This is a genomic window from Candidatus Tectomicrobia bacterium (assembly GCA_016192135.1).
Lineage (GTDB): Bacteria > UBA8248 > UBA8248 > UBA8248 > UBA8248 > 2-12-FULL-69-37.
Genome location: JACPUR010000013.1, coordinates 1 through 25,676, shown reverse-complemented (window position 1 = coordinate 25,676; position 25,676 = coordinate 1). Strand labels below are relative to the sequence as shown.

Sequence of the window (25,676 nt, the reverse complement as noted above, 5' to 3'; positions counted from 1 at the left end):
CTAGTCCCCTTCCGCGTACTCCTCGAAGGTGTTGAAGAGGCCGTCGAGGACGCGGGCGGCCTGCTCGTCCACCTTGGGCTTGTCGAGCGGGAGCTCGATGGCGTAGCGGAAGGCGCCGTCGTGGTAATGCTTCACCTCGTGCTCCTCCTCCTCGCCCGCCTCCTCCATGCCGTCGTAGACGAAGTCGTCGATGGGGTCCTTGCTGTCGAGGATGGCGTGCTCGATGTCCTCGTTCAAGTACCGGTCGTCGGTGGCGAAGCTGACGCGCAGCTTGTTCTCGTCCTCGAGCTTCTCGAACTCGAACCAGCTTTTCTCGTTCAGGCGCAGGCGGAGCAACCGGCCCGAGGGGTCGGGCTGGGGGGTGAAGCGAGAGTCCGAGGAGAAGCGCTTGATCATCCCGGTGATGATGTCGGCCAAAGCGGAGTCTCCGTCTCGAGTGGGCGCGGCGCGCGCCGGGCGCGCCGGGATGAAGGGGAGCCGGGCTAGCGGGCGGCCTTGCGCCCCGCGGGGGCCTTCTTCCGGGGCGCCGCCTTCTTCGGCCCTGCCGGCGCCTTTTGGGCCGCCTTCACCCCGTGGATGCTCCAGGAGGTGTCCTTGGCGGTGGTGAAGACCAGGTCCTGGTTCCCCGTCACCTTGCAGCTGTGGAGGGTGTTGGCGGGGATCAGGATCATGTCGCCCGGGCCCACGGTCTTCTTCTGGCCGCCCACCTCCATCCGGGCCCGGCCCTTCTCAATCAGCATGAACTGCTCGTTCGGATGGCTGTGGAGCTCCGCCTGGGTCCCCCTGGTGATGGTGATGTGGCCGAAGATGATGCGCTCGCCCACCACGAAGGGCCCGTGGGCCGTGCTGTAGTCGCCGCCGGCGTGCTTGGCCGCCATCTTCTTGGTGCTGAAGTAGTAGGTCTTGGGCACCGGGTCCTCCGCCGCTGGATGGTTGCGGGACGAATCGGGGCCGCGCGCGATCCCGGGCCGCGGGGGAAACCCCGCCGGGAGCGCATTCGGCCTGGGGGGAAAATATAGCGGGAGGGGGCGCTGGGGCAAGCGGCTCCGAAATCCCCTGATGTCCCGGAAAAAAACCGGCCCCGGGCGGGCCCGGGGCCGGCGCGCGGATTTCGGGTATCCGCTACCTCTTGGTCATCTCCTTGATGAGCGCGGTGTACTCGCTCCAGAGCTTGGTGCGCTGCTTGTCATAGTCGGCGCCGCTCATGAAATCGATGGGCTCGCCGATGTTCTTCATGAAGGCCTTGAAGGAGGGGTGTTCCATCAGCTTGGCGAAGGCGCCCTGGAGGACCTTCAAGCGGTCCGGGGGGGTCTGGGCCGGAGCCAGGAAGTAACGGTCCATCACGAACGAGACGTTCTTGTAGCCCAGCTCGGCCGTGGTGGGAACGTCCTTGAAGTCGGGGTCGTTCTTGATGCGGGTGTCGCCGATTACGGCGAGGGGGATGATTTTCCCGGCCTTCACGTGCACCCGGGCCTGGGTGGGGAAGGCGCCGCCCACGTCGTCCTGCCCGGAGAGCAGGGCCTGGAGGGAGGGGCCGCCCCCCTTGTGAGGGATCATGTTCAGCTTGATTCCGGTTTCCTTCATGAGCTGGGCCGCCGGGGTATAGATGGCGCCCCAGACGCCGCTGTGGCCGAAGTTCACCTTCCCCGGGTTCTTCTTGGCGTACTCGACGAACTCCTTCATGGTCTTGAAGGGCGCTTTCGGGTGGGTGATGAACATGTTGTAGCCGTAGTTCACCCGGGCGACGGCCTTGAAGTCCTTTAGGGAATTGAAGGGCACCTTCTGGGTCTGGGGGACGAGGAGATCGAGTCCGTTGTGGGTGAAGAGGACGGTGTAGCCGTCCGGCTTCGCCTGGGCGGCGAAGGCGGTGCCCTGCATGCCGGCACCGCCCGGGAGGAGCTTCACGATCATCGGCTGGCCCAGGATGTCGCTGATGATCCCCGTGATGCCCCGGGCGTGGAGGTCGTGGCTCCCCCCCGCGCCCAGGGGGATGACCAGGGTGATGGGCCGCTCGGGATAGCTCGCGGCCCCGGCCGGGATCGGCCCGGCCAGGGCGGCGGCCGTGATCGAAGCGGCCGCCAGGATGATGAAGCGTCTGCGCATGAAACCTCCCTCCCGTTGGGTGGACCGGGCTCGGCCCGGCGGGCTTCCGCCCACGTCCATTAATCGGGAGGGCCCGGTCCTAATATAGCGCTCCCGGCACGCTCGGCCAAGCGGCGGAATGCATGCGGAAATCCCCATAAAAAAACCGGCCCCGGCGGACCGGGGCCGGCCGCGGAAACTGGTTGTGTGTCCGCTACTTCCTGGTCATCTCCTTGATGAGTTCCTTGTACTCGGCATACCGCTTTGGGCGGAGCTTCTCGTACTCCTCGCCCCGCATGAACTGGACGGGCTCGCCGATGTTCTTCATGAACGCCAGGAAGGAGGGGTTCTTCGTCAGCTTTTCGAAGGCGTCGCGCAGCACCTTGAGCCGGTCCTCGGGAATGCCCGAAGGGGCCAGGAAGATGCGCTCCATGGTGAAGGAGGACTGGGGATAGCCCAGCTCGGCCGTCGTGGGTACGTCCTTGAAGTCGGAGTCTTTCTCCATCCGCTTGTCGCCCGCGACGGCGAGGGCGCGGATCCTGCCGGCCTTGACGTGGGGGCGTATCTGCGTGGGGAACGCGATTCCCATGTCGTCCTGGCCTGAGAGGACGGCCTGGAGGCTGGGGCCGCCGCCCTTGTGGGGGATGAAGTTCACCTTGATGCCAGCGGCCCGCACGAGCTGGGCGGCGGGCACGTGGCCGGCCCCCCAGACTCCGCTGTGGCCCCAGTTGACCTTGCCGGGATTTTTCTTCGCGTAGTCAATGAGGTCCTTGAGGCTCTTCCAGGGCTTTTGGGCGTTGGTGATAAAAACCGTATCGCCGTAGTTGATGCGGGCGACGGCCTTGAAGGCCTTGAGGGTGTTGAAGGGCACCTTCTGGGTCTGGGGCACGAGCTGGTCCCAGCCGTTGTGGCTGAAGAGGATGGTATAGCCGTCGGGGTTCGCGCCGGCGACGAAGCCCGTCCCCTTCATCCCAGCGCCGCCGGGGAGGAGCTTCACGATCATCGGCTGGCCGATGATGTCGCTGATGATCCCCGTGATGCCCCGGGCATGGAGGTCGTGGCTCCCGCCCGCGCCGACTGGGATGACGAGGGTGATGGGCCGGTCGGGGTAGGCGGCCGGGGCGGGGACCGGCGCGGCCAGGGCGGCGGCCAGGCCGGCGGCGGTCAGCAGGAATATTCGTCGTCTCATGTTGTGTTCCTCCGGATGGACAGAGCGCTACGGCTCTGCGGGCCGAGGTGCGCGGAAACGGTGGCGCACCGACATCCAAGCAACCCATATCAAAGTGGCGGCGAGGAAGACGCCGGCGATGGGCCTGGCCAGGAAGAAATAGCCCAGCACCGCCCCGCGGGCGTAAAGGAGGGACTGGCTCAGGGTATACTCGAGCGGCTCCGCCAGCACGAACGCGATGACCAGGGGCGCCAGGTCGAAGCCCAGCTTCCGGAGGACATAGGAGAAGAACCCGACCGCGAGCATGATGCCCAGATCGGAGATGTCGCCCGTCGAGAGGGTGCCCACGAAGGCCAGGATGACGATGATGGGGATGAGGTAGGCTTTCTTGATCTGGATGGCCATGGCGAAGGGCTTGAGGAGGAGATAGCCCACCGCCAGGAAGAGCAGATTGGCCAGCACCATGACGATGAGCAGGGCGTACATGAGCGCCCCTTGTTCCTGAAAAATCTGGGGTCCGGGCCGGATGCCGTGGGCCACGAAGGCCCCCAGCATGATGGCGGTGGTGTTGTCCCCCGGGATGCCCAGTGTGAGGAGCGGGACCATCGCCGGTCCGTTCACGGCGTTGTTCGCGGCCTCGGGCGCGGCGACGCCGTCCAGCTCGCCCTTGCCGTAGGTTTCCGGGTGGGAGGAGGCGCGCTTGGCCGCGCTGTATCCCACGAAGGCCGCCACCACCTGGCCCACCCCCGGCACGGCGCCGATCCATCCTCCGATCATCGACGAGCGCAACAGGGTGCGCCACGACGCCATGAACTCGCGGAGATGCAGGCGCTCTCCCGTCGCCCCCGACACCTTCCCCGTCACGAAGCGGGGCTCCTTGGACTCCACCGCCATCAGGATTTCCGGGATCGCGAACACGCCGATGATGAGCGGGATGAGGGGAATCCCGCCGCTCAGGGCATTCAGGCCGAAGGTCATGCGGGTGGCGCCGGTGGTGGCGTCCGTGCCGATGAAGCCTAGGCCCAGGCCGAAGAAAGCGGCGATGGCCCCCTTGAGGCCGGACTCGCTCGAGACGCTCGCGATGAGGACGAGGGAGAAGACGATGATGGCGAACACCTCGGGCGGGCCGATGAGGAGGACGAGCAGGGCGAAGAGGCCGATGAGGGAGAGGGTGAGGATGCTCCCGATGGTGTCGCCCGTGACGGAGGCGAAGAGAGCCATCTCCAGCCCCTTGCGTCCGTAGCCCTTCCGGGTGAGCGGGGGGCCGTCGATGCAGGTCGCGATGGCGGCCCCGGTGCCGGGGATGCCCACCAGCACGGCGGGAATGCTGCCCCCGAAGATGCCGCCCTTGACGATGCCGATCAGGAAGGGGACGCCCAGCATGGGCTCCACCTTGAAGGTGACCGGGAGCAGGACTGCCAGGGCCAGGACCGTGGTCAGACCAGGCATGGCCCCCACGAACATCCCCACCACGAGGCCGACGATGACGTACAGGTAGATATCCAATCGGAAGATGAGTTGGAAAGCCTGGAAGAAGGCGTCGAGCATGGCGGCCTCAGAACTGGAAGAAGAAGAGGCGAACGAGGAACTTCATCAGAGCTTCCTCGGGTACCGCGATGAATTCGAAGTCGGACCTCGGCAGCGCGATGAGCAGCACGCGCTCGAACACGAACCGGATGACCAGGGGGGAGAGGAGCGAGACGGGGAGGATCTCCCACCACGTGCGGCTGCCCAGGGTAGCGGTGACGGCCGCGATTCCCACAAGGGTCGCCGCGGTGAATCCAAGCTTTGGAAGCAGGAGGGCGTAGGCCAGGATGAAGGCTCCCACCAGGACGACGTTCCGGTACTTCTCGATCCAGCTTCCGGGGCCGGGGGGGGCCGTTTCGGAAAGCTGGCGCCAGGCCCTGTACCCATGAATGGCCCCCAGGACGGCCATCAGCCCGAACGCCACCCGGGGGAAGAAGACGGGGGTGAGGCGGATGAACTGCTGGGCCTCGCGCATTCCCCCCTCCGCAATCAGGCGGTCCATGAAGATACTTAGGAGGGCTGCGCCGGCGGTGAATGCGATAGCAATCGCGAATTCCAGGCGCGCCAGGGCAGCGGTGGGCGGGGCGGCGGTAGCGGAAAGTACGTCGGCGGGCAGGGGGATCTTTTCGGTTTCCATGGGGCTCCCTTCGTGCGGACGCAAACGGATGGCTTCATGCCGCTTCGCGGGACGAAACCTTCATCGTAACCATAGCGACTTGCACTGCCCATCAGTGGCGGGATTATCCCTCGGCTTCTCCCCGCAAGCAACGGCCGGAAACCTGGCGCGTTTCACCCCGATGGGCTAGAATGGCACCACACAGCTTGCTCGGAGAATTCATTCGCGGGGAGGGCCGGGGCCGGCGTGTCCGCTCGCGCCCCGGATTCATCCAGGAGGAGGAGGGTACGATGCGCAGAGCTTGGCTCGCGGCGGCAACCATTCTCATCGCGGCGCTCGGGATCTCGATGGCCCCCGGGAAGGCCTTGGCCCAGATGTCGCCCTGGAAGAAAATGGCGGACGCGCCCGAGGGCGAGGAGGAGGTGTACGGCACGGCGTCGGGCGGCAAGGTCTACCTGATGGGCGGCATCGCCCCCGGCTGGAAGCCTCTCGGGATCGTGGCCGAGTACGACCCAGCATCGAATAAGTGGGCAAAGAAGAAGCACATGCCCCAGCTCATCCACCACGTCGGCGTCGCCGAGGCCAACGGGAAGATATACCTGATGGGCGGCTTTCTGCTTCCCCAGGGGCGGCCCGCCTGGACCCCGGTGAATTCCGCCTGGGAATACGACCCCAAGACCGACGGCTGGAAGAAACTCGCCGGCCTGCCCAAGCCCCTGGGCTCCCCGGCCTGCGCGGCGCTGGAGGGCAAGATCTACTGCACCGGCGGTGTTCGCCTGCCCGACGGCTCCAAGGAGAACGGCATCCGGCCGGGCCAGCCTCTCGAGCAGCCGGTCGATCTCCTGGTCTATGACATCGCCTCCAACAAGTGGTCCAAGAAGGCCCCGATGATCACCCCGCGCAACCACTTCGCCCTCAACGCCGTGGGCGGCAAGCTCTACGCCATCGGCGGCCGCGTCGGCGGGCCGTTCGTGAGCGGATGGTCCGTCCCGGTGGGGGCGAACGAGATGTACGATCCCGCCGCCGACACCTGGTCGGTGAAGCGGCCCATGATCACCCCCCGCAGCTCCATCGTGGGCGTGGCGGTGAACGGCCGCATTCATGTGATGGGCGGCGAGGAATGGAAGGGCACCTTCATCGGGGTGCACAAGACCCACGAGTCCTACGATCCCAAGACCAACAGCTGGCGGACGGAGACCCCCCTGCTGACTCCGCGCCACGGCTTCCTGGGCGCGGCCGTCGGCAACAAGATCTTCGCCATCAGCGGAGCGAACGTGGCCGGCGGCGGCGGCCCCCACCTGGGCCTCACCTCGAACGAGATGCTGGAGCTGAAATAGGCTAGAATGCGCCATCCGCGCCCCTCCCGCTCCCCCGGGGCGGGAGGGGCATTTTCGTTTTCATTGAATGGGGATGGCCAATGAAGATCATCAACTCGCTGGGGCTGGAGAAGGACCTTCGCTACGAGTCCCCCTACACCATCATGTGGGGAGTGAACGAGGAGACGGCGGGGACGAGGGTGATGACCATGCAGCGCACCATCATCCCCCCGGGCGGCAAGAACAAGCTCCACTACCACGCCTGCGACGCCACCTTCTACGTGGTGAAGGGCCCCATCTACGTTTACTGCGGCGATCCCAAGCGGCCCGAGCGCCACCTCGTCCAGCCGGGGCATTTCTGCTATGTTCCGGCCGGGGAAGTGCACGGCCAGGAGAATCCCAGCCAGACCGATCACGCCGAGCTCATCGCGAGCTACGGCAACTGCCCCCACCAGGACAAGGCCGGCACCACTTTCGTCGAATAGGCGTTCGTCCCGACGCCCCCGGCGTCGAATGAGGCGCCCCGCGCGCTGGAGGGCCTATCGTGGACCGCGGCATCTGGGCCACTTGGTACGATCTGCCGGAGAAGGGCCGGGGCGAGTACCTCGCCTGGCTCCACGAAGTCCACCTCCCCCGCGTACTCGAGCACAAGGGCTATCTCTGGGCGGCGCACTTCGAGAACACGGGCGGGGGCGAGCGCTTCCACAAGGTGATCAAGGACATGGCCCGGTCCGACGACTCCGCCGTGGGGGCGGGAAAGGACTTCCTCGTCCTCATCGGCGCCGAGACCAGCTTCGCCTTTTTCGACCCGAACCGGGACCAGCTCCGGGAGCGCCAGACAGCCGAGGAGCGCGGGATGCTCGGCCGGAGGATCGGGTCCTACTCCTGTGTCTTCACCGAGGAGGCCCGGGTGGAGGGCCCCGCGGCGGCCAAGCGGGGACCGGGCCTCACCGCCGGCCCCTACATCCAGATGGGTAACTTCAACGTCAAGTCGCTCGGCGACGGCCACGACCTAGGAGGCTGGTATGCCCAGCACCGCCTCCCCTTCATGGAGAGGATGAAGGGCTCCATCGGCGCCCGGAAGCTCGCCGCCACCGTGGGCTGGGGGCGGCACTCCATCCTCTACGAGTACGTCTCGGCCGAGGCGCGGGAGCGGGAGTTCGTCGGCCACGAGGAGCTGGGCCACGAGGCCGGCTCCTGGACCCACCGCGTTCACCAATACGTCGTCCACGCCCCCTGCTCGCCCTTCGTGGGGCCCCGCATCTGGCCGGCGGTCGAGAAGCCGTAGGGGGGAGATAATTTCGCGAGGGCGAGGCATGCCTCGCCCCTGCGGCCGGGATGCATCGATCTTTCCTGGGGCGGGTTTCCACCCGCGCCTATTTTTCTTCTTCCTCCTCTTTCCTCACCCCCAAGAACACCTCCACCAGCCTCCAGCGCGCCCAGATGAGTATCCCCGCCAGGCCGATGGCCAGGAGCATGAGGGAGGGGTCCCCCCGCCCGGCCAGGATGGCCGCCCCGGGCATCAGCGCGATCGCGAAGAGCTCCGCGTGGGCGAGCCTCCCAGTGAGGGAGGCGAGGAGGGCGAAGAGGGTGGCCGAGATGGCCAGGGTCCAGGGCGAGGCCGCGAGCAGCACCCCCGCCGCGGGGGCGAGCCCGCGGCCCCCCGCCCCGCCGTGGAAGAGGGGCCAGACGTGGCCCGCCGTCACCGCAAGCCCCGCCAGCGCTATCGCGAGGGGCGTTTCCGCGATTCGATAGGCGAGCTCCACCGCCGCCTGCCCCTTCAGCATGTCCGCCAGGAAGACGAGCGCCCCCGCCCCCCGGCCCAGCACCCGCCAGGCGTTTTCCCCGTCGAGGGTTTCCTCCCCCTCGAAGCGCAGGTCGAGCCCCCGCGCGCGCCCGGCGAACCAGGCGGGCGAGATCGAGCCGATGAGGTAGGCCAGGGCGCAGGCGAGGGCGCCCTGGAGCAGGGCCTGCATGATGGCGCGCTCCTTCGGTGGACGTGCCGGGGAGAATCGCATATCCGCGCGCCCGGGCCAATGCGGGGAGGGCGGGGCGGGCCCTTCTTGGCGTTGAACCTCGGGGCCTCCCATATTGGATGCGTGGGGAGGCGTCGCCCGAGGAGTCCGGTAATGGCGATACGAAAAAAAGCAAAAAAGGATCCCGTGGAGGTGCTCAAGAAGGAAAAGGACAAGGCCAGCGTTTACCGTGACGAAACTTCTCCCGGAGATGGCGGGGAAATCGAACCGAACGTCACCCGGGGCAAGAAGAAGGAGGCGGGCGGCAAGAAGGTGGATCCGACCGGCCTCTCCGGCACGGGAAGGAGCAGGAGACGCGGCGGTTGATCGGGGCGCGGGGGAAGGCCTTTAGAAATCCGCCTCGGCCTCGGGCTCCGCCCCGGCGAGCCGTGCCTGGGAGCGATGGTGCTGCCATAGCGCCAGGATGATGGAACCGGCCGAGAGGGCGAGCAGGACGCCGGATATCGGGCGCGTCAGGAAGAGCCAGAGGTTGGGGTCCGTCATCAGGGCGCGGATGAGGTTCTTCTCGATCTCGTCGCCGAGGATGACGCCCAGGATGAGGGGGGCGAGCGGGAAGCCGAACTTCACCATCAGGTAGCCCAGCACGCCGAAGATGAGGAGGGCGTACACGTTGTCCACGGTGTTGTTCAGGGCGAACGCCCCCACGGTGCACAGCACCAGCACCACGGGGAAAAGGATGTCCTTGGGCACCGTCACGATCCGGAGATAGAAGCGCGCCCCCACCCACTGGAGGAGCATCATCACCGGGTGGGCCAGGATATAGGCGGCGAAGATCCCGTAGGCGATGCGGGGCTGCTGGCTGATGAACAGCGGGCCCGGCTGGATTCCGTGGATGATCATGGCCCCGAGCATGACGGCCGTCACCGCGTCTCCGGGGATGCCGAAGGCCATGATGGTGACGAGGGAGCCTCCCACGTTCGCGTTGTTCGAGGCCTCGCTTGCGATGATGCCCTCGGGGATGCCGGTGCCGAACTTTTCCGGATGGCGCGAGATCTTCTTCGCCTGGTCGTAGGCCATGACGTTGGCGGCGCTGCTCCCGATGGCCGGAAGGACGCCGATCAATATCCCCACGAGGGTGGACCAGAGGAGAAGGAAGGGCCGCTGGAGAATCTCCCAGATGACGGCCGGGTGGGAGACCGACAGGTCCGGGGCGGCTTGCGCTTCCCGGCGGCGGGCCGAGGGGAGTTTCTCCAGGTCGGTCATGATTTGCGCGAAGGCGAAGACGCCGATCAGGACGGGCAGGAACTGGAAGCCGCCCTGGAGGAAGTCGGTCCCGAATTCCAGCCGTGGCACCGCCATGATGGGGTCCGTCCCGATGACCGTGATGACGAGCCCGATGGCCCCGGCGATGAACCCCTTGAGGAGGGATTGCTCCGTCAGACCGGCCACCATGGAGAGGGCGAAGATGAAGAGCGAGAAGAACTCCCAGGGGCCGAACTGGAGGGCGAAGGTGGCCAGGGGGAGGGTCAGGCCGACGAGGAAGATGCCCCCCAGCAGCCCCCCGAAGAAGGAGGCCCACGAGCCCAGCCAGACGGCGCGGCCGGGCTCCCCCTTGCGGGCCATCGGGAAGCCGTCGAAGGTGGTGGCGATGGCCGCGGGCGTCCCCGGGATTCCCAGCAGGACGGCGGTCACGAGCCCTCCCGCGCAGCCTCCTACATAGACTCCCGTCATCGCCGCCAGCCCCTGAAGCGGGTCGAGCCCGAAGGTGAAGGGCAGGACGAGGATGATGGTCATCGTGATGGTGACGCCGGGGATGGCGCCCCCGAGCAGTCCCGCCCAGGTGCCGATGACGAGCGGGATCAGGAACTTGAACTGCATGACTTCTACAAGGCTCGTCCCGAGCTGGGAGAACATGCCTAGAACCCCGTGACCCAGCCGCGCGGCAGCAGGACGAACAAGTAGATTTCAAAAGTGTAATAGGTCACCGCGGTGGTCCCCAGGGCTATCCCCAGGATGCGCGCCCGTTTCCCCCAGTCCTCCGGGGGGTCGAGTACGGCCTGGAGGACGAGCATGAAGAGGAAGGTCGCCGTCCGGTAGCCGAGCGGGGAGAGGGTGAAGACATAGACCCCGAAGATGAGGAAGGAGAGGATGACCTTGCGGTAATGCCCCTCCTGCGCCGCCGCCCGGGGGCGGCGGCGCAGGAGGTCCGAGACGAAGAGCAGGGCGCTCAGCCCCGCCGTGACGCTGAGCAGGATGCGGGGATAGAACTCCGGCCCGATCGGCACGAGGGGCGAGCGGGGCAGGTGCAGCGTCGCCCACAGCAGGATCAGCGAGCCGCCCAGCAAGGCCAGCCCGGCGGCGCCGTCGCGGCTCATAGCCAGAGTCCCCGCCGATCAGTTCTTGGGAGCTTTGAAAAGGCCCAGCTCCTTCACCTTGCTCAGGCTGAGGTCGTCGGTCCGCTTGAGGTAAGCGGCGTAGCCCTTCCGGTCCCGGAAGCGCACCTCCGTCCCCTGCTTGGCCATGTCATCGGCGAACTTGGGCTCGGCCGCGGCCTTCTTGCAGGCGTCCTCGAGCTTGGCCTGGATGGCCTCCGGGGTGCCCTTGGGCACCACCAGCCCGCGCGTCACGTCGTACACGATGTCGAGGCCCATGTCCTTGAACGTGGGCACGTTGGGGATCTCGGGATGGCGCTTCTCGGTGGCGATGGCGAGGAACTTGAGCTGGCCGGCCTGGACCTTGCCCTTCTGGGTGAGGTTGGATTCGCCCAGGTCCACGTGGCCGCCCAGGAGGGCGTTCATGCGGGGGGCCAGGCCTTCATAGGAGACGTACTTGAGCTTGATGCCCGCCGCCTTCTCGACGAGGGCGGGGAAGATGTGGCTGGTCGATCCCAGGGTGACGGCGGCGCTGATCTGCCCCGGCCGCTTCTTGGCGTCGGCCAGGAACTCCTGCCAGGTCTTCCAGGGGGTCTTGGGGCTCGCCGTCAGAATGGCGGGCGTAGAGGAAAGGGAGCAGATGGGAGCGAAATCGCTGAACTTCACGTTCGCGACCCCGGTGTAATAGGTCAGGTGAATGTAGTCGTGGATGGCGTAGAGGGTGTAGCCATCGGGGGGAGAGCCCTTCGCCTCGCGGGCCCCCTTGGTGCCCGAGGCTCCGCCCACGTTGGCGACGACCACCGTCTGCCCCAGGTACTTCTGGAGTTGGGGCCCGAAGGGCCGGAAGATGCCGTCCGTGTCCCCGCCCGCCGGCCAGGGGACGATGAGTTTGATCGGGCGCTCCGGGTAGGCGGCCGCCGCGGGGAAGGCCCAAAGGCCGAACGCCGCGAAAGCGAGCAGAGCGAGGGCGAACTTTTTCATGGAATAAACCTCCATGCGATGGGATACGGGTGTGGACGTGATTCTACCACGCCCCGGGAGAAGGGAAAGAGAAATAATCGGCCCGCTCCCCGGGGGGTTGCGCGGGGCTCCGGAATGGGTGAAGAAAAAAACAACAGGCCGCCAGGCTTCCACATCATTCCCGGGACGGGAAGAAAGAGGACTCCGATGCCCTATCACCACTTGGACGACGTGAAACCCGATCTCATCACTCCGGAATACTCCTCCGCCTTCGGCCCCAACGTCTGCGGGAAGAAGATCGAGGTGGGCCGCTTCCTCTATCCCAAGGGAACCCAGGCCAAGTTCCACTCCCACCCCAACGAGCAGATGCAGGTGGTGCTCCGGGGCCGGGCCCGCTTCTCCATCGGGGGCGAGGAGCGCGTGGTGGGGCCGGGCGATCTCGTCCACGTCGCCCCGCCCAACGTCAAGCACGGCATCCTCGAGGTAATGGAGGATCTCGAGGTGATCAACTGCAAGGAGGTGGTCCCCGGTTTCAGCGTCAAGCATGCCCGCTGGGAGGACGAGGCGGCGCGGAAGAGATGGGAGGCGGGGAGCTAAGGCGGGCCTCCGGGCGAAAATCCGCGCTTGGCGGCAAATTGACGATGCCGCCCTGCTGTCTCATCGTATCCGTGCCGCTTTCCTGGCCGCCCGCGGGAGAAATGGATGAGCTGGCGGGCCTTGGCGCGGCGGATGAAGGGCGGGCTGGTGCTCGCCTGCCTGGGCGGCCTCGCGGGCTGCGCGGCGCTCGATAGTGCGCGCCCCGCCCCGCCCGCGGCTGAGGAGGGCGCCGCCGCCCACGTCGTCTATGTCCTCAGCAACCGCTGGCACACGAGCATCACCCTCGCGCGCGGCGACCTCGAGGCCTCCGGGCTCATCCCCGAGGCGGCCGACCTCCCCCACGCGGCCTTCTTCGAGTTCAGCCTGGGCGACCGCAAGTATTTCCCCGCGCCCCGGCCGGGCCCCGGCATCGCGCTCTCGGCCCTCCTGGTGCCCACACCCTCGGTGCTGCATGTGGCTGGCCTGGCGCGGCCCCCGCAGGAGGCCTACCCGGACGCGGATGTGGCCGCCATCCGGCTCGGGCCGAAGGCCCTCGCCGCCCTGATCGAGCGGATCGACGCCTCCTTCGACCGCGCCGGAGCTGAGCGGGCCAAGGTCTACAGTCCCGGCCTCTACCCGGGGAGTTTTTTCTATGCCGCGCGCGGAAAGTCCCATCTGTTCAACACGTGCAACACCTGGACCGCCCGCATGCTGAGCGGGGCGCGCCCGGACCTCTCGCCCTCGGGCGTGGTGGTGGCCGACCAGGTGATGCACAGGGTGCGCGCGCTCGAAACCGCGGCCCCGGCGGCTTCCGCGCCGGCCGGCGCGGAAGCCGCTTCTCCCTGAGGACGCGGGGCGCGCCCGGGCCTGGCAAATGCTTTGCGGTACGAAGGGTCGCGAAGGGCTTCCGCCGGGAGATGAGGCGTGGAGAATGGGAAGGGGGTGGAATCCCTACACCAGCGCCCCTCCGCACGAGGAGCCGGCCCCGGCGGTGCAGCCGTAGCAGTGCTCGCCGGTCAGTATCTCGCGGCCGAGGAGGTCTTCGGGGGAGAGGTCCCAGAGCTTGAGGGGCCGGCCGTTCGCGAGCGCCAGGCCGAGCATCTGGTTGAAGTCGCAATCGTAGAGGGTGCCCTCCCAGCCCACACTGATGAGATGGCGGCACATGAGTCCGGGGAGGGTCGTGGGGTTGTAGGCGCCGCGCAGGAGCCCCATGTAGTTCGCCATCTTGCCCGAGCGCTTGAGGTGGCTGGCGAAGCGGGTGATGGGCATGTTGGCGAGGGTGAAGAGGCTGTTGAAGGCGACGCCGTAGCGGGCGCCCAGCTCGCGGCGGTAGTCCGCCTCCAGGGTGTCCTGAGGGGGTGGCAGGTGCTCGCCCACCGGGTTGTAGACGAGGTGGAGGGGGAGCCCTCCGGGGAGGCCGAAGCCCTCCGCGTTCAGTCGCTTGAGGGCCGCGATGGATTTCACGAAGGCCCCCTCGCCCCGCTGGGCGTCCACGTTCTCCTCGAGATAGCAGGGCAGGGAGCAGACGAGCTCGACGCCCTGCTCGCGGAAGAATTCCGGGAGGTCTTCCTGCCCGGGCTCGAACGTCACGGTCAGGTTGTGGCGCACCATGACGTGGCGGCCCATCGCCCGGGCCGAGGCCGCCAGGTGCCGGAAGCTGGGGCAGAGCTCGGGGGCGCCTCCCGTGATGTCCATTGTGGGGATGGAGGTTTCCGCGAGCCAGGCGAGGACGCGCCCGGCCGTCTCCGGGGTCATGATCTCGCGGCGGTGGGGCCCCGCCCCCACGTGGCAGTGGGCACAGGTCTGGTTGCAGAGCTTGCCCACGTTCACCTGGAGGGTGGCCAGCGCGAGGCGATCGAGCCGCTCGATGTCCTCGCTCACGCGCCGGGCGAAGCCATTCCGCTCGCGTGAGATGGTGAGAAGAAGGGAACTCATTCGAACCTCATGGCGGGACGCGCTTCTAGCGCAAACTCAGCGCATACTACCCAGTCGAACGTTCCCACAAGTGGAAATATTCCGGAAAAATGCCCGTGAGACGGCCCGCCCTACTTGTGAATGCGCGCGAGAGCTTGGTTCTCTTCGGAGGGCATCTTTTTTTTCTTCGGTGCGGCTTCGGCCTTAGCGGAGGCCTCTGGTTTCTTCGTCTCGGCCAGAAGGTCTTGTGCGGTGGAGAGCAGATCCGGGGCGTCGTCGCAGCTGTACTCGGGAAATATCTGATACTCCCCGGCGAAGGCCGGCGCGGCGAGGAACAGGCTCAAGACAGTGGCCGAGAGAAGGCGTCGCATGGCGGAACCCTCAGCGAAGATCGGAAAGCCGGCGCTCTCCGGGTGCGGGCAGTATGCGGAGAGGCGCCCCCGGGGGTCAAACGGCCCTGGGGGTTCTCAGGCTGAGCGGGCGAGCTTGCGCTTGAGGGCCTTGATCCGCTTGCGCACCCGGCCGAGCTGGACCCCCTCCTTGGCTTCAACATGCTGGGTGCGCGCCTTCTTGAGGTTCTTGATCTTCTGCTTGACGGCGGTGCGATCGATCTTCGAGGCCCGCTTGGCCTCCTGAAGGGGAATGCCGTTGATCTCCTTCAGGGCCCGCATGAGCTGGGCCTTGTCCATCCCGTGGACGCCCGAGATGCGCCCCTTGTACGCGAGGGCCGCTTCCTTGAGCTTGGGAACGTTCATCTTCTCGATTTCGCGGGCGGTCAGCTTCGGGCCTTCCTCGGCGGGCACCGCCGCTTCGGTCTTTTCCTCGTCAGCCATTTCTCTTCTCTCCCAATGAGGTCCGTCTGGAGGGGCAAAGCTAGCAAAAGCGGGCGGGGGGATCAATGGCGCCCCCCAAAAAAAGAGCGGCGCTCGTGCGCCGCTCCCTGCGTTCGCTGGATTGCCGGACAGGGCTAGATGTAATCCCCCCGGTGGAACTTGACCGACTCGGACGAGATGAGGGCGGCCATTTCCTCGAGGAGGCCCCGGCCCGGATCCTCCGCGGGAAGGCTTTGGAGCTCCCCGGCCAGCCGGTCGCGGTGGGCCTCCAGGTCTCGCACCAGCGGGGCGATGTCCCGCAGGGTGGACTTGGGGTCGGCGAGCCGGGCCTGGAACTGCTCGGCCAGGGCGAGGAACTGGCGGCCCAGCTCCCGGATCGGGGTCCCGGCTCCGGACTCGATGGGGCCGATGTAGGGGGCGGGCGAGATGGGCACGCCCTGCCCGGCGGCGGGAGCGCCAAGGGCGCCCGCCCCGCCGGTCCGCGCGGCTTCCTCCAGGAACTTGGCGAAGGAGCCGTCCGGCTGGCCGGCCGGGTGCGTCCCGTGCGCCGGATCGGGCCTTCCCGGGGCGCCGGAGGGCTGGATGGGCGTGATGTCCGTCATGTCCGCTGCCTCCCTCCCGGGGAGAACGACCCTCGCCGGGCGATGCGAAAATCATATCCGTTCCGCGGGGCGCCTCAAAGGGGGAAAATCCCGGGCCCGCGCGCAACCCGGCGCATTCTACAGCAAGGAGTATGCCGGGGGGCGCGGCTCCCGAAAAAGAGGCTGAAATCAGCGGTTTTTTTGCCCCGCGTCTTCTCCCGGTCCCGAACGACGGGCTTGGAGAGGAGCAAATTTTGCCCAGCCCGGGCGAATAATTAAAAGTCCTTGTTTTTCGGGACTTGCCCGGGCTCTCCCCGTCTGGTACATACGAAGTCTCGAGGGTTCTGCGCACATTTGCCGATTCTTATTCTCTCTAAAGGTGTGCCCGAAATGGCTGAAGCGCTCCTGGAAGTCAAGGATTTGGTCAAGCACTTCCCTGTCCGGGGAGGCGTCTTCTCCCAGGTCAGGGCCTATGTGCGCGCCGTGGACGGCGTGAGCTTCAGCGTGGCGAAGGGCGAAACCCTGGGCCTCGTGGGGGAGAGCGGCTGCGGCAAGTCCACGACGGGCCGGGCCATCCTGCGGCTCATCGAGCCCACCTCCGGAGAGGTCTGGTTCCAGGGCCAGGACGTGGTGAAGCTCGACCGGGAATCCATGCGCAAGCTCAGGCGGAAGATGCAGATCATCTTCCAGGATCCCTACGCCTCGCTGAACCCGCGGATGACGGTCGGGAGCATCGTGGGCGAGCCCCTCGCCATTCACCACATCGCCTCGGGCAAGGCGCGCGAGGAGCGCGTGGCCCAGCTTCTCCACCGGGTGGGCCTGCGGCCCGAGCACATGCGGCGCTACCCCCACGAGTTCTCCGGCGGCCAGCGCCAGCGCATCGGCATCGCGCGCGCCCTCGCCCTCAACCCCGACCTCATCATCGCCGATGAGCCGGTGAGCGCCCTGGACGTCTCCATCCAGGCCCAGGTGCTCAACCTCCTCGAGGACCTCCAGAAGGAGTTCGGCATCGCCTATGTCCTTGTCGCCCACGACCTGGCCGTGGTCCAGCACGTGAGCGACCGCATCGCCGTCATGTACCTCGGCAAAATCGTGGAGGTGGCGGACGCCGACGACCTGGTCATGATGCCGAAGCACCCCTATACCGAGGCGCTTCTCTCGGCCGCCCCGGTGCCGGACCCCAAGGTCAAGAAGAAGCGCATCCTCCTGCGGGGGGACGTGCCGAGCCCGGTGAATCCTCCCTCGGGCTGTCGCTTCCACACCCGGTGCCCCTACAAGGAGGACCTCTGCGTCAAGGAAGAGCCTCCTTTGCGGGAGATCCTCTCGGGCCACCAGGCGGCCTGCCACTTCTCCGAGAAGCTCTACGGGATCGAAACCAAATCATCCCCGCTCTCCGTGGGGTGAGCGGAGCCCGATCCGCCGGGGCCGTCCGCCGGCCGTGTTGCTCCATCCAATCCGGCGGGGTTAGAGTGCCCTCATGGGGGTCCCTATCCCGCCCGTCGGGCGTTCGGCCGTGAATCATGGATGATCGAAAAGTCTCCCGCCTGCCCCTGATCGCTTTCTCGCTGGTCACGGCCCTCGCCGCCGTGGCCTTGTATTTCTTCGTGCGCCAGACCGTCGGCGAGGCCCAGCGGGCGCGCCTCCTCGAGCGCGACCGCCGCCTCGTCCAGATCTTCCAGGACCGGATTCTCTCGCGCCTGGGCGCCGTCCGGGTGCGCGTCGAGGGGGCGGAACTCCTCATCGCGGCCACCCCGCCCAGCGCCCGCACGGCCGCCCGGGCCCTGGCCTTCGCCCTCCGGGAGGACTCCGAGGAGGGCTACCTGGCCGCCGTGGTGCTGGACGAGCGCGGCGCCATCATCGCCTCGCGCCGGAAGGGGAGCGTGCCTCCCCCCGGGGAGGCGGAGAAGGCCGCCTGGATCCGGGGCGCCGAGGCCCTGCAGAAGGCCGACGCGCTGAAGAAGCCGCCCGACGGCCGCCACTACCTGGAGGCGGGCGCCCTGAGCGGGGTCCCCGTGATCTACTTCGTGGGGCCCTCTCCCTCCACCAAGGGCTTCTGGGGCGTGATTCTGGCCTCGGAGTCCCTGCTGCCGGTCGAGCCCGCCGAGGCGGGGGCGCGCGACGCGGTGTTCCTCCTGGCGGGGGACGAGCAGTCCGTGATCTACGCCCGGCAGGGTCCCAGGTTCCTCCACCAGGAGGTGGGCCGCCCCTTCGACCGGGGGCTGGCTAGCGCCCTCGACATCGTCGCCTGCTGCGAGCCCGCCGCCTTCAACACCGTGAACGAGGGGGACCGGTGGATGGTCCAGTCGCGCTTCACGGCCGGCGCGCGGGACTTCCTCCTCGTCCGCGTGGCGGACCGGCGCGAGGCCGGGGCGGGGCAATCGTCCACGGAGCGGCTGCTCATCGGCACCCTGGCGGCCGGCTGGATCCTGCTGGTCGGGATATTCGGCTTCGCCCAGGGCCGCCGGGCGCCCGCCCCCGAGCCTCTCGCCGGGGGGGAGGAGGCCTTCCCTGCGGGGCGGCCGGCCGCGGGGCCCGAGGGCATCGCCCCGTCCGCGCTGTTCGGCCTGAACCGGGTGAGCGAGGCCGTGGCGCGCGGGGATCACTTCCGCGACGTCATTGCCCTGGCCGCGCAGGAAACGGCCCGCTTCATCCGCGCCGACCGCCACTACGCCGCCCTCTACGACGATTCGCTGAACCAGGTCCTCGAGGTGGCGAGCTCCCAGCTCGGGGAAGGCTACCGCGCGGCGGTGGGGATGGGGGTCGCCGACCTGCCCGAATGGATCGCCATCCGGGAGCGGGACATCGTCGAGGTGACCTCCCTCGATGGCTGGCAGGACGCGCCCGAGGCTTTCCGCTCCGAAGGGTCCAAGGCCGCCGCCGTCTTCCCCATCCGCATCCAGGATCGGGTCTTTGGCCTTCTCTCCTTCTTCTTCAATGAGCCGCGCGAGCTGGAGGGCCGGGAGGTGGAGTTCTGCTCCCTGGCCGCCCTCCAGTGCGCGTCGGCGGTGGCGAGGGCGCTCTCCCTCGCCGAGCCGCCGCCGCGGGGCGCCGAGGTGCATTGAGACCGGCCGGGGCGGGATGCGCTTCGTCCCGGCTCCGGCGGCGAGGAATCCGATCGTGAGGGTTTTGGCGAAACATCCCGCCGGGGCGGCGTGGCCCGTCGCGGCGCTGCTCCTGGCGTCGCTGGTCTGGGGCTCGACCTTCGCCCTGGTGAAGGCCGCCCTCGGGGAGGCCGAGGCGCTCGGCTTCCTCGGCTGGCGCTTCGCGGCGGCGGTCCTGGCGATGGCCCTTGCCGCCCCCTTCGCCCTGGCGCGCGTCATCCGGCGCGCCCGCTGCGGGGAGTGGGGCATGGGGGCCGCGGCCGGGTTCTTCCTCTACGGGGGCTTCTTCTTTCAGACGGAGGGGCTCCGCTTCACGAGCGCCGCCAACTCCGCCTTCATCACCGGCCTGTGCGTGATCCTGGTGCCCCTCCTCATGTGGGCCTGGGGGCCCCGGCCCGGTCGGAGCGACCTCGCCGGGGCGGGGGTGGCGGTGGCCGGGCTCTTCCTGCTCTCGGGGGCGGACCTCTCCGCCACGGGCCGGGGCGACGCCTTGACCCTCGCCTGCGCCGTGCTGTTCGCCGGGCACATCCTCTGCCTGGGCGCCTTCGGGAGGCGGATGGCCACCTTCCACCTCTTCGCCATCCAGCTCCTGGCGGCGGGCGCCCTGGCGGGGGCCGCGGCCATCCTGTGGGGCGGTCCGGTGCGCTGGAGCGGCGCCGTGATCCTGGCCCTGGGGGTGACGGGGGCGCTCGCGACCACCCTGGCCTTTTTCCTGCAGACCTGGGCCCAGGCCCGCCTGGAGCCCGCCCGGGGAGCGCTCTGGCTGCTCTCGGAACCCGTCTTCGCCCTGGCCTTCGGCCTGGCGCTCCTGGGGGAGTGGCCTTCGGGCGTCTCCCTGCTGGGGGCGGGGGCCATCCTGGCCGGGCTCTTCCTCTCGGCGGCGGGCGGGCGCTGGCCCTCCCGGCGCGGGGGCCGGGGGGCGCCGGCCGGACCCACGCCCGAGGCCGCCCTGGGGCTTTCGGAGGAAACGCGTGCTCAAGCCTGACGACTTCGCCGCTCTCTACAAGGACCTCGAGAGTCCGCCCGCGCGCTTCGACTGCGGCAAGAAGTGCTCCCCCTTCAACGGGGGCGTCCCCTTCTGCTGCGACACGGGCTGGCTCGTCCCCATCGCCTACCGGGAGGAGTGGACCTTCCTCCAGGGCCGGAACACCCGCCTCTGGCACGAGTTCCGCCCCCGCACCCCCTCCGAGCTCAAGATGGTGGATGAGGTGGACGGGAAGGAGAGCATCTTCATCGAGTGCCGGGGCGCCGCCCACTGCGAGCGCCACAACCGCTCCGTCTCCTGCCGCACCTTCCCCTACGAGCCCTACTTCGACGCGGAGGGGAACCTCCTGGGGCTCATGTACAACCGCGTGATCGAGGACAAGTGCTACCTCGTGGACCGCCACCGCGTCGTGACCCGGGACTTCATCCGCTCCTTCCTCCGCTTCTTCGAGCGCCTGATCGAGAAGCTCCCGGGCGAGAAGGACCTCTACATGGACCAGAGCCGCAACTACCGGCGGCTGATGAGCCGGCGGAAGAAGCCCGTGGTCGTCCTCACCGAGAAAGGCCCCTGGCGCGCGGCCTACCGGGGCGGCAGGCTCCTCGCCCCCTGGACCAAGCCCGACCCCCCGGACAGCCGGTACAGGCCCAAAGTGTGAGGGAAAGGGGACGGACTCTGCGGTAGGTGTCATCCTGAGCGCAGCGAAGGATATCGGTTCAAAACCGAGATTCTTCGATCGCTTCGCTCCCTTAGAATGACAGCAAGAATGATCAAGCCGACCTGCGCCGGCGATTTGTAGTCGCGAGGTATGCCTCGCCCCTACAGGTGCCTCAAGGTTCAAACAGCCGAATGAGGACGGAAGCGATGAGAATGATTGTTACGGCGCCCCATCCGATTACTGCGGAGCGCCCGCGTAAATCTCCCAGCCAATTGAAGAAAAAAGCTCCACCCAAGGACAGAGCAAAAAGCATGGCCAGAACACCGATCATTTTCGTTGATAGCAGAATGACTAAGATGGCCCATAACCCACAAGCAACGAGTATGACGGCCAGGCCATCACCTTTTTGCATCGGCATCGCCTCCTGTGGGGTGGGGGTGGCGAAATGAGCTTGGGTCAGCCCACAAAGTGGTCCTTGGTGACGCAGGCGATGACGCCGATGGCTATGCCCGCGAAGACGAGGATGGCCGCGTCCCCGTCGCCGAGGAAACTGATCCTTCGCCAGAAGCCGAGATCCGCGATGGCCGAGCCGCATTGATTGAGCCATTCGAGGCGGGTGAAGCCGTCCATCAAGGCAGGATCGGGAAGCATCAGCGTCTCCTCCCCTGGGGTGGGAGCGGAATTCTACCACGCCCGGGGCGAGGGGACGCTTAGCGGATCGGATGATTTAGCGCGGGGCATGCCTCGCCCCTGCAAATGTGTCATGCTCGCTGAATCCAATCGTGTCGGATACATCTCCCCCCCCCGGAGGTGCCCCATGGCCGAGCTCATCACCCTGCAGGAAATTGAGGACGCCCGGGCGCGGATATCCCCCCTGGTGCGCTGGACCCCCCTCACGCCCTTCGCCCTGCGGCCGGAGGAGGCGGGGCGGGAGACCCTCTTCCTCAAGCAGGAGAACCAGCAGATCACCGGGGCCTACAAGCCGAGGGGGGCCTTCCACATCGTGCGCTCCCTCGCGCCCGAGGAGCGCGCGCGGGGGGTGGTCATGTGCTCCTCGGGCAACTTCGGCCAGGCCTTCGCCCTGGCGGGCCGGGAGCACGGGGTGAAGGTCGCGGTGGTGATGATGAAGAAGGCGAGCCCCTTCAAGGTGGAGGCCGTGCGGCGCGTGGGGGGGGAGGTCGTCTTCTCCGAGAACGACCCCATGGCCCGCAAGCCCATGATGCGGCGGGTGGCCGAGGAGCGCGGCATGATCGCCATCGACGCATCGGAGGACCGCCGCACCCCCATCGGGCACGCGAGCGCCGGGATGGAGATCCTCGACGACATGCCCGGCGTGGACACCATCGTGTGCCCTTGCAGCTCGGGCGGGCTCATCGCGGGGGTGGCCAGCGCCGCCAAGCTCCGGAACCCGAAGATTCGGGTGGTGGGGGCGCAGCCCGTCGGGGCGGCGGCCATCTACCACTCCCTCCAGGCCGGGAAGCTCCTCACCATGGATCACTGGGACAGCATGGCCGACGGCCTCTCGGCCACCCGGCCGAGCGAGTTCCCCTTCGCCCACATCCAGGCCCGGGTGGACGAGGTGGTGCTCGTCACGGAGGAGGAGATCGCCGAGGCCTTCCGCCAGCTCCTCTTCCGGGGGAAGGTGCTGGCCGAGGGGGCGGGGGCCGTCCCGGTGGCGGCGTGCCTGGCGGGGCAGGTGAAGGCGAAGGGCAAGATTGTGGCCGTGGTCAGCGGGGGGAATCTTACCCCGGAGCTGGTCCGGACGCTCGTCGCGGGCGGGGTGCCCGCCGCCGCGGCGGTGGGGGGCTGAGGCACCTCAGCGCGGCGCCAGCGCCGGGCAGGCCTCCCCGGCCATCTCGGCGATGGCGCGCCCGATGAGGAGGGAGGCCGTCGCCCCCGGCGAGGGGGCGTTGCAGACGTGGATGGCCCCCTCGGTGCGGACGATGGCGAAGTCGTCGAGGAGGTTCCCCTCCCGGTCCACCGCCTGGGCGCGCACCCCGGCCCCGCCGGGCGCCAAGTCGCGCTCCTCGATCTCCGGCACGAGCTTCTGAAGGTCCCGAGTGAAGACAGCCTTGCTGAACGAGCGGGCCATCTCCCGCGCCCCCACCCGCCACCACTTGCGCGCCAGCCTCCGGAAGCCGGGGTAGGAGAGGGTCTCGAAGAGGTCCCTCGGATCGATCTTCATCTTGGTGTAGCCCTCGCGCATGAAGGCGAGCACGGCGTTGGGCCCGGCCTCGACCGCCCCGCCCACCCGGCGGGTGAAGTGCACCCCCAGGAAGGGGAAGGCCGGGTCCGGCACCGGGTAGATGAGACCCCGCACCAGGGAGCGGCGCTCCGGGACGATCTCGTAGTACTCCCCCCGGAAGGGCACGATCTGGAGTCCCACCTGCCCGCCCGCCAGCCTCGCCACCCGGTCGGCGTGGAGCCCGGCGCAGTTCACGAGGAAGCCGCACGCGAACTCCCCGTCGGTGGTCTCGACCACCGTCTCCCCCCCCAGGCGGCGGATGCCCCTCACCTCGGCCCCGGTGCGGATCTCGTTCCCCCGGCTCTTCACGATGCGGGCGTAGGCCCGCACCACGGCCGGGTAGTCGATGATCCCCGTCCCCGGCGACCAGAGTGCGCGAATGCCCGCCGCGTGAGGCTCGATCTCCCGAAGCCGCTCGGGACCCACCAGCTCCAGGCCCTGGGCCCCGTTCGCCGTCCCCCGGCGGTGGAGCTCCTCCAGGCGGGGCAGCTCGGCCTCCGAGGTGGCGACGACCAGCTTGCCGCAGAGCTCGTGGGGGATTCCGTGCTCGATGGCGAACTCCACCATCGCCCGGGCGCCCTCGACGCACATCCGCGCCTTGAGGGAGCCGGGGCGGTAGTAGAGCCCGGCGTGGATGACCCCGCTGTTGCGGCCGGACTGGTGCCGGCCGGGCTCCGCCTCCTTCTCCAGGACGAGGAGCCGCAGATCGGGGTTGCGCTTGGAGAGCGCCATGGCGCTCGAGAGGCCCAGGATGCCTCCCCCGACGATCACGGCGTCCCAGCGGCTCGGCGCCATCGGCCCCTCCGGAAGCGGAAAGCGCCATCATGGCGGGGCGGGCGGGGGAGAGGCAAGGGGCGGAGGATCGCGGCGCAGCGGTTTGGCAGGGGCAGGCCCCGTGCCTGCCCCTGCCTATGGAGTGGGCGGCCACGGGGGGCCGCCCCGACGGATGGCCGGGTATCTCGTGGTGCCGCTGGCCGCCGTCGCGCCGAATCATTACATTTAATTCAGGGGATGCTCTCCCGCCTCTTCGGAGGACGTTCCATGCCGGACGCGGCGCGCAAGACGGAGGACGTGGTCCGGGGGCTGAGCGACCCGGCGGCCTACGATCCCAGGCCCGCCTCGGTCCGGGTCCGCCGGACGCACGGGAGCTTCGTCTTCCTCACGGGCCAATGGGCCTTCAAGATGAAGCGGCCCGTGAAGTACCCCTTCTTCGACTTCTCCACCCTCGAAAAAAGGCGGGAGGCCCTGGCGCGGGAGCTGAGGCTCAACCGCCGCCTGGCCCCCGACGTGTACCTCGACGTCCTCCCCGTCCTGGAGGAGGGGGGCCGCCTGCGGGTGGGCCGGGCCGGGGAGGAGGCGGGGGCGGCCGAGTTCCTCCTCCGGATGGCCGAGCTTCCGCCGGAGGGCTTCCTGCCCGCCCGCCTCGAGCGCGGGGAGCCGGGTGAGCCCCTCCTGGAGCGCGCGGCGGAGGCGGTGGCCGGCTTCCACCTCCGGGCCGAGCGGGGAGGGGAGATCGCCCGCCACGGTGCCCCGGAGGCGGTGAAAAATCTCCTCCTCGGGAACCTCGGCGAGTGCGCCTCGCTCCCCCCCTCCCAGCGGCCGGGGGAGAAGGTCACCGCGGACTGCCGGGCCTCCCTGGAGCGGCTCCTGGGCGAGCTCGACGAGGTCCTCGGGCGCCGCGCCGGGGAGGGCTTCGTGCGGGACGTGCACGGGGACCTCCGGATGGAGCACGTGGTCTTCAAGGACGGGAAGGTGGTCGTCTTCGACTGCCTGGACTTCCGGGACGACTTCCGGTGCATGGACGTCATCCACGAGGCGGCGGCCCTGGTGATGGAGCTCCGCCTGGCGGGGCGGCGGGCCGAGGCCCGGGCCTTCCTGCGCGCCTACCTGGACCGGACCGGAGACGACGCCGGGCTGCCGCTGCTCCCCCTCTACTTCCTCCACCGGGCCCTCGTCCGGGCGAAGGTGGAGGGGCTCCTGGCGGCCTCCGAGGATGCCCCGCCCGCCGAGCGGGAGGGGGCGGGGGAGCGCTCCCGGGCGCTCTTCCGGCTGGCCGGGGAGGCGGCCGCGCGGGAGCGCCGCCCGCGCCTCGTCCTGGTGGGGGGGCTCATGGCGACGGGCAAGTCCGCCCTCGCCCGGGGTCTGGCCCGGGCGTCGGGGATGGCGGCCCATCACTCCGACCCGGTGCGCAAGGAGCTGGCGGGGCTGGCCCCCACGGCGCCGGCCCGGGAGGCCTGGGGCCGGGGCCTCTACGCCGAGGGGATGAGCGGCCGGGTGTACGCCGAGCTCCTCGCCCGGGCACGGCGCGATCTGGAGGGAGGCCGGGGGGCCGTCGTGGACGCGAGCTTCGCGCGGCGGGCCGGCCGGGCCTCCTTCGCCCGCCTGGCGGAGGAGGCGGGGGCCCGCCTCCACTGGATCGCCTGCGAATGCCCATGGGAGGAGCGCCGGGGCCGCCTCGCCCGGCGGGAGGCCAGGGGCGGGAGCGCCTCGGACGGGCGGATCGAGATCATGGCGGCCCAGGAGGCGGCGTTCGAGCCCTGGGAGGAGGAAAGGGTCTTCGTGGACACCTCGGGGCCGCCCGAGGCCTCGCTCCGGGCCGCCCTGCGGGCAACCTATTTCCCCTAGGATCTACCGCGGCACCTGAGGCCGGCGGATGCCCGGATATGCTACTCTTTCCCCGGCGGGGCGTGGCGCAGCCCGGTAGCGCACCTGCTTTGGGAGCAGGATGTCGGCGGTTCAAATCCGCCCGCCCCGACCAGGAAAACAAGG

The 25,676-nt window shown here is 68.6% G+C and carries 29 protein-coding genes and 1 tRNA gene; 13 read left to right on the top strand and 17 right to left on the bottom strand.

Going from position 1 to position 25,676, the window contains the following annotated elements:
- From HYZ11_04250 to HYZ11_04225, 6 genes are all read right to left on the bottom strand, one after another.
- Entirely contained in the window at nt 1–417 is a 417-nt protein-coding gene (locus HYZ11_04250) for a hypothetical protein (protein MBI3126798.1), read from the bottom strand.
- A gap of 65 nt (nt 418–482) precedes the next feature.
- Entirely contained in the window at nt 483–911 is a 429-nt protein-coding gene (locus tag HYZ11_04245; protein MBI3126797.1) for a cupin domain-containing protein, read from the bottom strand.
- Nucleotides 912–1,122: 211 nt separating this feature from the next.
- Nucleotides 1,123–2,103 carry a tripartite tricarboxylate transporter substrate binding protein gene (locus HYZ11_04240; GenBank protein ID MBI3126796.1) on the bottom strand — a complete coding sequence of 327 codons (981 nt, stop codon included), beginning with the start codon at nt 2,101–2,103 and terminating at the stop codon, nt 1,123–1,125.
- Nucleotides 2,104–2,296: 193 nt separating this feature from the next.
- Nucleotides 2,297–3,271 (bottom strand): tripartite tricarboxylate transporter substrate binding protein, encoded by a 975-nt coding sequence (locus HYZ11_04235; GenBank protein ID MBI3126795.1) that lies wholly within the window; start codon nt 3,269–3,271, stop codon nt 2,297–2,299.
- A gap of 27 nt (nt 3,272–3,298) precedes the next feature.
- Nucleotides 3,299–4,798 carry a tripartite tricarboxylate transporter permease gene (locus HYZ11_04230; GenBank protein MBI3126794.1) on the bottom strand — a complete coding sequence of 500 codons (1,500 nt, stop codon included), beginning with the start codon at nt 4,796–4,798 and terminating at the stop codon, nt 3,299–3,301.
- A 7-nt stretch (nt 4,799–4,805) separates the two neighbouring features.
- Nucleotides 4,806–5,279, bottom strand: a complete 474-nt coding sequence (locus tag HYZ11_04225; protein ID MBI3126793.1) for a tripartite tricarboxylate transporter TctB family protein — start codon at nt 5,277–5,279, stop codon at nt 4,806–4,808.
- A 404-nt stretch (nt 5,280–5,683) separates the two neighbouring features.
- Between HYZ11_04225 and HYZ11_04220 the strand changes: the two genes are divergently transcribed.
- The 3 genes from HYZ11_04220 to HYZ11_04210 all read left to right on the top strand — a co-directional run bounded on the left by HYZ11_04220 (nt 5,684) and on the right by HYZ11_04210 (nt 7,997).
- Nucleotides 5,684–6,730 carry a hypothetical protein gene (locus HYZ11_04220; GenBank protein ID MBI3126792.1) on the top strand — a complete coding sequence of 349 codons (1,047 nt, stop codon included), beginning with the start codon at nt 5,684–5,686 and terminating at the stop codon, nt 6,728–6,730.
- Between the two features lie 80 nt (nt 6,731–6,810).
- Nucleotides 6,811–7,194: a cupin domain-containing protein gene (locus HYZ11_04215; protein MBI3126791.1), complete on the top strand. Its 384-nt coding sequence runs from the start codon at nt 6,811–6,813 to the stop codon at nt 7,192–7,194.
- A gap of 59 nt (nt 7,195–7,253) precedes the next feature.
- A complete protein-coding gene (locus tag HYZ11_04210; GenBank protein ID MBI3126790.1) occupies nt 7,254–7,997 on the top strand; it encodes a hypothetical protein in 744 nt (247 codons plus the stop codon).
- Nucleotides 7,998–8,085: 88 nt separating this feature from the next.
- On the opposite strand, the gene HYZ11_04205 is transcribed toward HYZ11_04210, so the two are convergent.
- On the bottom strand, nt 8,086–8,685 hold the full coding sequence (locus HYZ11_04205; protein ID MBI3126789.1) for a glycerol-3-phosphate acyltransferase: 600 nt from the start codon (nt 8,683–8,685) through the stop codon (nt 8,086–8,088).
- Between the two features lie 153 nt (nt 8,686–8,838).
- Here HYZ11_04205 and HYZ11_04200 point away from each other — a divergent pair, with 153 nt between their 5' ends.
- A complete protein-coding gene (locus tag HYZ11_04200) occupies nt 8,839–9,051 on the top strand; it encodes a hypothetical protein (GenBank protein ID MBI3126788.1) in 213 nt (70 codons plus the stop codon).
- Between the two features lie 21 nt (nt 9,052–9,072).
- Here the strand turns inward: HYZ11_04200 and HYZ11_04195 are convergent, their stop codons facing one another.
- The 3 genes from HYZ11_04195 to HYZ11_04185 are packed head-to-tail and all read right to left on the bottom strand — an operon-like array spanning nt 9,073 to nt 12,038.
- Nucleotides 9,073–10,599, bottom strand: coding sequence for a tripartite tricarboxylate transporter permease (locus HYZ11_04195; protein ID MBI3126787.1), 1,527 nt, complete (start codon nt 10,597–10,599; stop codon nt 9,073–9,075).
- Between the two features lie 2 nt (nt 10,600–10,601).
- The gene (locus HYZ11_04190) at nt 10,602–11,060 is read right to left on the bottom strand and encodes a tripartite tricarboxylate transporter TctB family protein (GenBank protein ID MBI3126786.1); all 459 of its coding nucleotides are present in this window, start codon (nt 11,058–11,060) and stop codon (nt 10,602–10,604) included.
- 18 nt (nt 11,061–11,078) lie between these two features.
- On the bottom strand, nt 11,079–12,038 hold the full coding sequence (locus tag HYZ11_04185) for a tripartite tricarboxylate transporter substrate binding protein (protein MBI3126785.1): 960 nt from the start codon (nt 12,036–12,038) through the stop codon (nt 11,079–11,081).
- 186 nt (nt 12,039–12,224) lie between these two features.
- On the opposite strand from HYZ11_04185, the gene HYZ11_04180 reads away from it, so the two are divergent.
- Both HYZ11_04180 and HYZ11_04175 read left to right on the top strand, forming a co-directional pair.
- On the top strand, nt 12,225–12,614 hold the full coding sequence (locus HYZ11_04180; protein ID MBI3126784.1) for a cupin domain-containing protein: 390 nt from the start codon (nt 12,225–12,227) through the stop codon (nt 12,612–12,614).
- A gap of 105 nt (nt 12,615–12,719) precedes the next feature.
- Nucleotides 12,720–13,439 (top strand): DUF2459 domain-containing protein, encoded by a 720-nt coding sequence (locus tag HYZ11_04175; GenBank protein MBI3126783.1) that lies wholly within the window; start codon nt 12,720–12,722, stop codon nt 13,437–13,439.
- A 105-nt stretch (nt 13,440–13,544) separates the two neighbouring features.
- Here HYZ11_04175 and arsS read toward each other — a convergent pair whose 3' ends face one another.
- The 4 genes from arsS to HYZ11_04155 form a co-directional block, all read right to left on the bottom strand.
- A complete protein-coding gene (gene arsS, locus HYZ11_04170) occupies nt 13,545–14,528 on the bottom strand; it encodes an arsenosugar biosynthesis radical SAM protein ArsS (protein MBI3126782.1) in 984 nt (327 codons plus the stop codon).
- A gap of 110 nt (nt 14,529–14,638) precedes the next feature.
- Complete coding sequence (locus tag HYZ11_04165; protein ID MBI3126781.1) at nt 14,639–14,878, bottom strand: hypothetical protein; 240 nt, start codon at nt 14,876–14,878, stop codon at nt 14,639–14,641.
- A gap of 96 nt (nt 14,879–14,974) precedes the next feature.
- Entirely contained in the window at nt 14,975–15,340 is a 366-nt protein-coding gene (locus HYZ11_04160; protein ID MBI3126780.1) for a hypothetical protein, read from the bottom strand.
- Between the two features lie 134 nt (nt 15,341–15,474).
- A complete protein-coding gene (locus HYZ11_04155; protein MBI3126779.1) occupies nt 15,475–15,942 on the bottom strand; it encodes a hypothetical protein in 468 nt (155 codons plus the stop codon).
- Between the two features lie 369 nt (nt 15,943–16,311).
- Between HYZ11_04155 and HYZ11_04150 the strand changes: the two genes are divergently transcribed.
- The 4 genes from HYZ11_04150 (at nt 16,312) to HYZ11_04135 (ending at nt 20,662) form a co-directional block, all read left to right on the top strand.
- Nucleotides 16,312–17,325, top strand: a complete 1,014-nt coding sequence (locus HYZ11_04150) for a dipeptide ABC transporter ATP-binding protein (GenBank protein ID MBI3126778.1) — start codon at nt 16,312–16,314, stop codon at nt 17,323–17,325.
- 116 nt (nt 17,326–17,441) lie between these two features.
- Entirely contained in the window at nt 17,442–18,983 is a 1,542-nt protein-coding gene (locus HYZ11_04145; GenBank protein ID MBI3126777.1) for a GAF domain-containing protein, read from the top strand.
- Between the two features lie 55 nt (nt 18,984–19,038).
- Nucleotides 19,039–20,007: a DMT family transporter gene (locus tag HYZ11_04140; GenBank protein ID MBI3126776.1), complete on the top strand. Its 969-nt coding sequence runs from the start codon at nt 19,039–19,041 to the stop codon at nt 20,005–20,007.
- Nucleotides 19,994–20,662 (top strand): hypothetical protein, encoded by a 669-nt coding sequence (locus tag HYZ11_04135; protein ID MBI3126775.1) that lies wholly within the window; start codon nt 19,994–19,996, stop codon nt 20,660–20,662. Before HYZ11_04140 ends, HYZ11_04135 begins: the two co-directional genes overlap by 14 nt.
- Nucleotides 20,663–20,834: 172 nt before the next feature.
- Here HYZ11_04135 and HYZ11_04130 read toward each other — a convergent pair whose 3' ends face one another.
- Both HYZ11_04130 and HYZ11_04125 read right to left on the bottom strand, forming a co-directional pair.
- Entirely contained in the window at nt 20,835–21,074 is a 240-nt protein-coding gene (locus HYZ11_04130) for a hypothetical protein (protein ID MBI3126774.1), read from the bottom strand.
- A 44-nt stretch (nt 21,075–21,118) separates the two neighbouring features.
- A complete protein-coding gene (locus HYZ11_04125; protein MBI3126773.1) occupies nt 21,119–21,313 on the bottom strand; it encodes a hypothetical protein in 195 nt (64 codons plus the stop codon).
- A 166-nt stretch (nt 21,314–21,479) separates the two neighbouring features.
- Here HYZ11_04125 and HYZ11_04120 point away from each other — a divergent pair, with 166 nt between their 5' ends.
- Nucleotides 21,480–22,472: a threonine/serine dehydratase gene (locus HYZ11_04120; protein MBI3126772.1), complete on the top strand. Its 993-nt coding sequence runs from the start codon at nt 21,480–21,482 to the stop codon at nt 22,470–22,472.
- A 6-nt stretch (nt 22,473–22,478) separates the two neighbouring features.
- Here the strand turns inward: HYZ11_04120 and lhgO are convergent, their stop codons facing one another.
- Nucleotides 22,479–23,702, bottom strand: coding sequence for an L-2-hydroxyglutarate oxidase (gene lhgO / locus HYZ11_04115; protein MBI3126771.1), 1,224 nt, complete (start codon nt 23,700–23,702; stop codon nt 22,479–22,481).
- 246 nt (nt 23,703–23,948) lie between these two features.
- Between lhgO and HYZ11_04110 the strand changes: the two genes are divergently transcribed.
- Together HYZ11_04110 and HYZ11_04105 are read left to right on the top strand one after the other, a co-directional pair.
- Nucleotides 23,949–25,532: an AAA family ATPase gene (locus tag HYZ11_04110; protein MBI3126770.1), complete on the top strand. Its 1,584-nt coding sequence runs from the start codon at nt 23,949–23,951 to the stop codon at nt 25,530–25,532.
- 56 nt (nt 25,533–25,588) lie between these two features.
- Nucleotides 25,589–25,665 (top strand) — tRNA-Pro (locus tag HYZ11_04105).
- Nucleotides 25,666–25,676: the final 11 nt, after the last annotated feature.

Excerpts from the sequence above, each read along its gene's own strand:
- HYZ11_04190 (MBI3126786.1), bottom strand. The coding sequence starts at position 11,060 with ATGAGCCGCGACGGCGCCGCCGGGCTGGCCTTGCTGGGCGGCTCGCTG.
- arsS (MBI3126782.1), bottom strand. The coding sequence starts at position 14,528 with ATGAGTTCCCTTCTTCTCACCATCTCACGCGAGCGGAATGGCTTCGCC.
- HYZ11_04200 (MBI3126788.1), top strand. The coding sequence starts at position 8,839 with ATGGCGATACGAAAAAAAGCAAAAAAGGATCCCGTGGAGGTGCTCAAG.
- HYZ11_04180 (MBI3126784.1), top strand. The coding sequence starts at position 12,225 with ATGCCCTATCACCACTTGGACGACGTGAAACCCGATCTCATCACTCCG.
- HYZ11_04165 (MBI3126781.1), bottom strand. The coding sequence starts at position 14,878 with ATGCGACGCCTTCTCTCGGCCACTGTCTTGAGCCTGTTCCTCGCCGCG.
- HYZ11_04215 (MBI3126791.1), top strand. The coding sequence starts at position 6,811 with ATGAAGATCATCAACTCGCTGGGGCTGGAGAAGGACCTTCGCTACGAG.
- HYZ11_04125 (MBI3126773.1), bottom strand. The coding sequence starts at position 21,313 with ATGCTTCCCGATCCTGCCTTGATGGACGGCTTCACCCGCCTCGAATGG.
- HYZ11_04120 (MBI3126772.1), top strand. The coding sequence starts at position 21,480 with ATGGCCGAGCTCATCACCCTGCAGGAAATTGAGGACGCCCGGGCGCGG.
- HYZ11_04235 (MBI3126795.1), bottom strand. The coding sequence starts at position 3,271 with ATGAGACGACGAATATTCCTGCTGACCGCCGCCGGCCTGGCCGCCGCC.
- HYZ11_04230 (MBI3126794.1), bottom strand. The coding sequence starts at position 4,798 with ATGCTCGACGCCTTCTTCCAGGCTTTCCAACTCATCTTCCGATTGGAT.
- HYZ11_04185 (MBI3126785.1), bottom strand. The coding sequence starts at position 12,038 with ATGAAAAAGTTCGCCCTCGCTCTGCTCGCTTTCGCGGCGTTCGGCCTT.
- HYZ11_04175 (MBI3126783.1), top strand. The coding sequence starts at position 12,720 with ATGAGCTGGCGGGCCTTGGCGCGGCGGATGAAGGGCGGGCTGGTGCTC.
- HYZ11_04225 (MBI3126793.1), bottom strand. The coding sequence starts at position 5,279 with ATGGACCGCCTGATTGCGGAGGGGGGAATGCGCGAGGCCCAGCAGTTC.
- HYZ11_04220 (MBI3126792.1), top strand. The coding sequence starts at position 5,684 with ATGCGCAGAGCTTGGCTCGCGGCGGCAACCATTCTCATCGCGGCGCTC.
- HYZ11_04145 (MBI3126777.1), top strand. The coding sequence starts at position 17,442 with ATGGATGATCGAAAAGTCTCCCGCCTGCCCCTGATCGCTTTCTCGCTG.
- HYZ11_04160 (MBI3126780.1), bottom strand. The coding sequence starts at position 15,340 with ATGGCTGACGAGGAAAAGACCGAAGCGGCGGTGCCCGCCGAGGAAGGC.
- HYZ11_04205 (MBI3126789.1), bottom strand. The coding sequence starts at position 8,685 with ATGCAGGCCCTGCTCCAGGGCGCCCTCGCCTGCGCCCTGGCCTACCTC.
- HYZ11_04240 (MBI3126796.1), bottom strand. The coding sequence starts at position 2,103 with ATGCGCAGACGCTTCATCATCCTGGCGGCCGCTTCGATCACGGCCGCC.
- lhgO (MBI3126771.1), bottom strand. The coding sequence starts at position 23,702 with ATGGCGCCGAGCCGCTGGGACGCCGTGATCGTCGGGGGAGGCATCCTG.
- HYZ11_04110 (MBI3126770.1), top strand. The coding sequence starts at position 23,949 with ATGCCGGACGCGGCGCGCAAGACGGAGGACGTGGTCCGGGGGCTGAGC.
- HYZ11_04130 (MBI3126774.1), bottom strand. The coding sequence starts at position 21,074 with ATGCAAAAAGGTGATGGCCTGGCCGTCATACTCGTTGCTTGTGGGTTA.
- HYZ11_04150 (MBI3126778.1), top strand. The coding sequence starts at position 16,312 with ATGGCTGAAGCGCTCCTGGAAGTCAAGGATTTGGTCAAGCACTTCCCT.
- HYZ11_04195 (MBI3126787.1), bottom strand. The coding sequence starts at position 10,599 with ATGTTCTCCCAGCTCGGGACGAGCCTTGTAGAAGTCATGCAGTTCAAG.
- HYZ11_04155 (MBI3126779.1), bottom strand. The coding sequence starts at position 15,942 with ATGACGGACATCACGCCCATCCAGCCCTCCGGCGCCCCGGGAAGGCCC.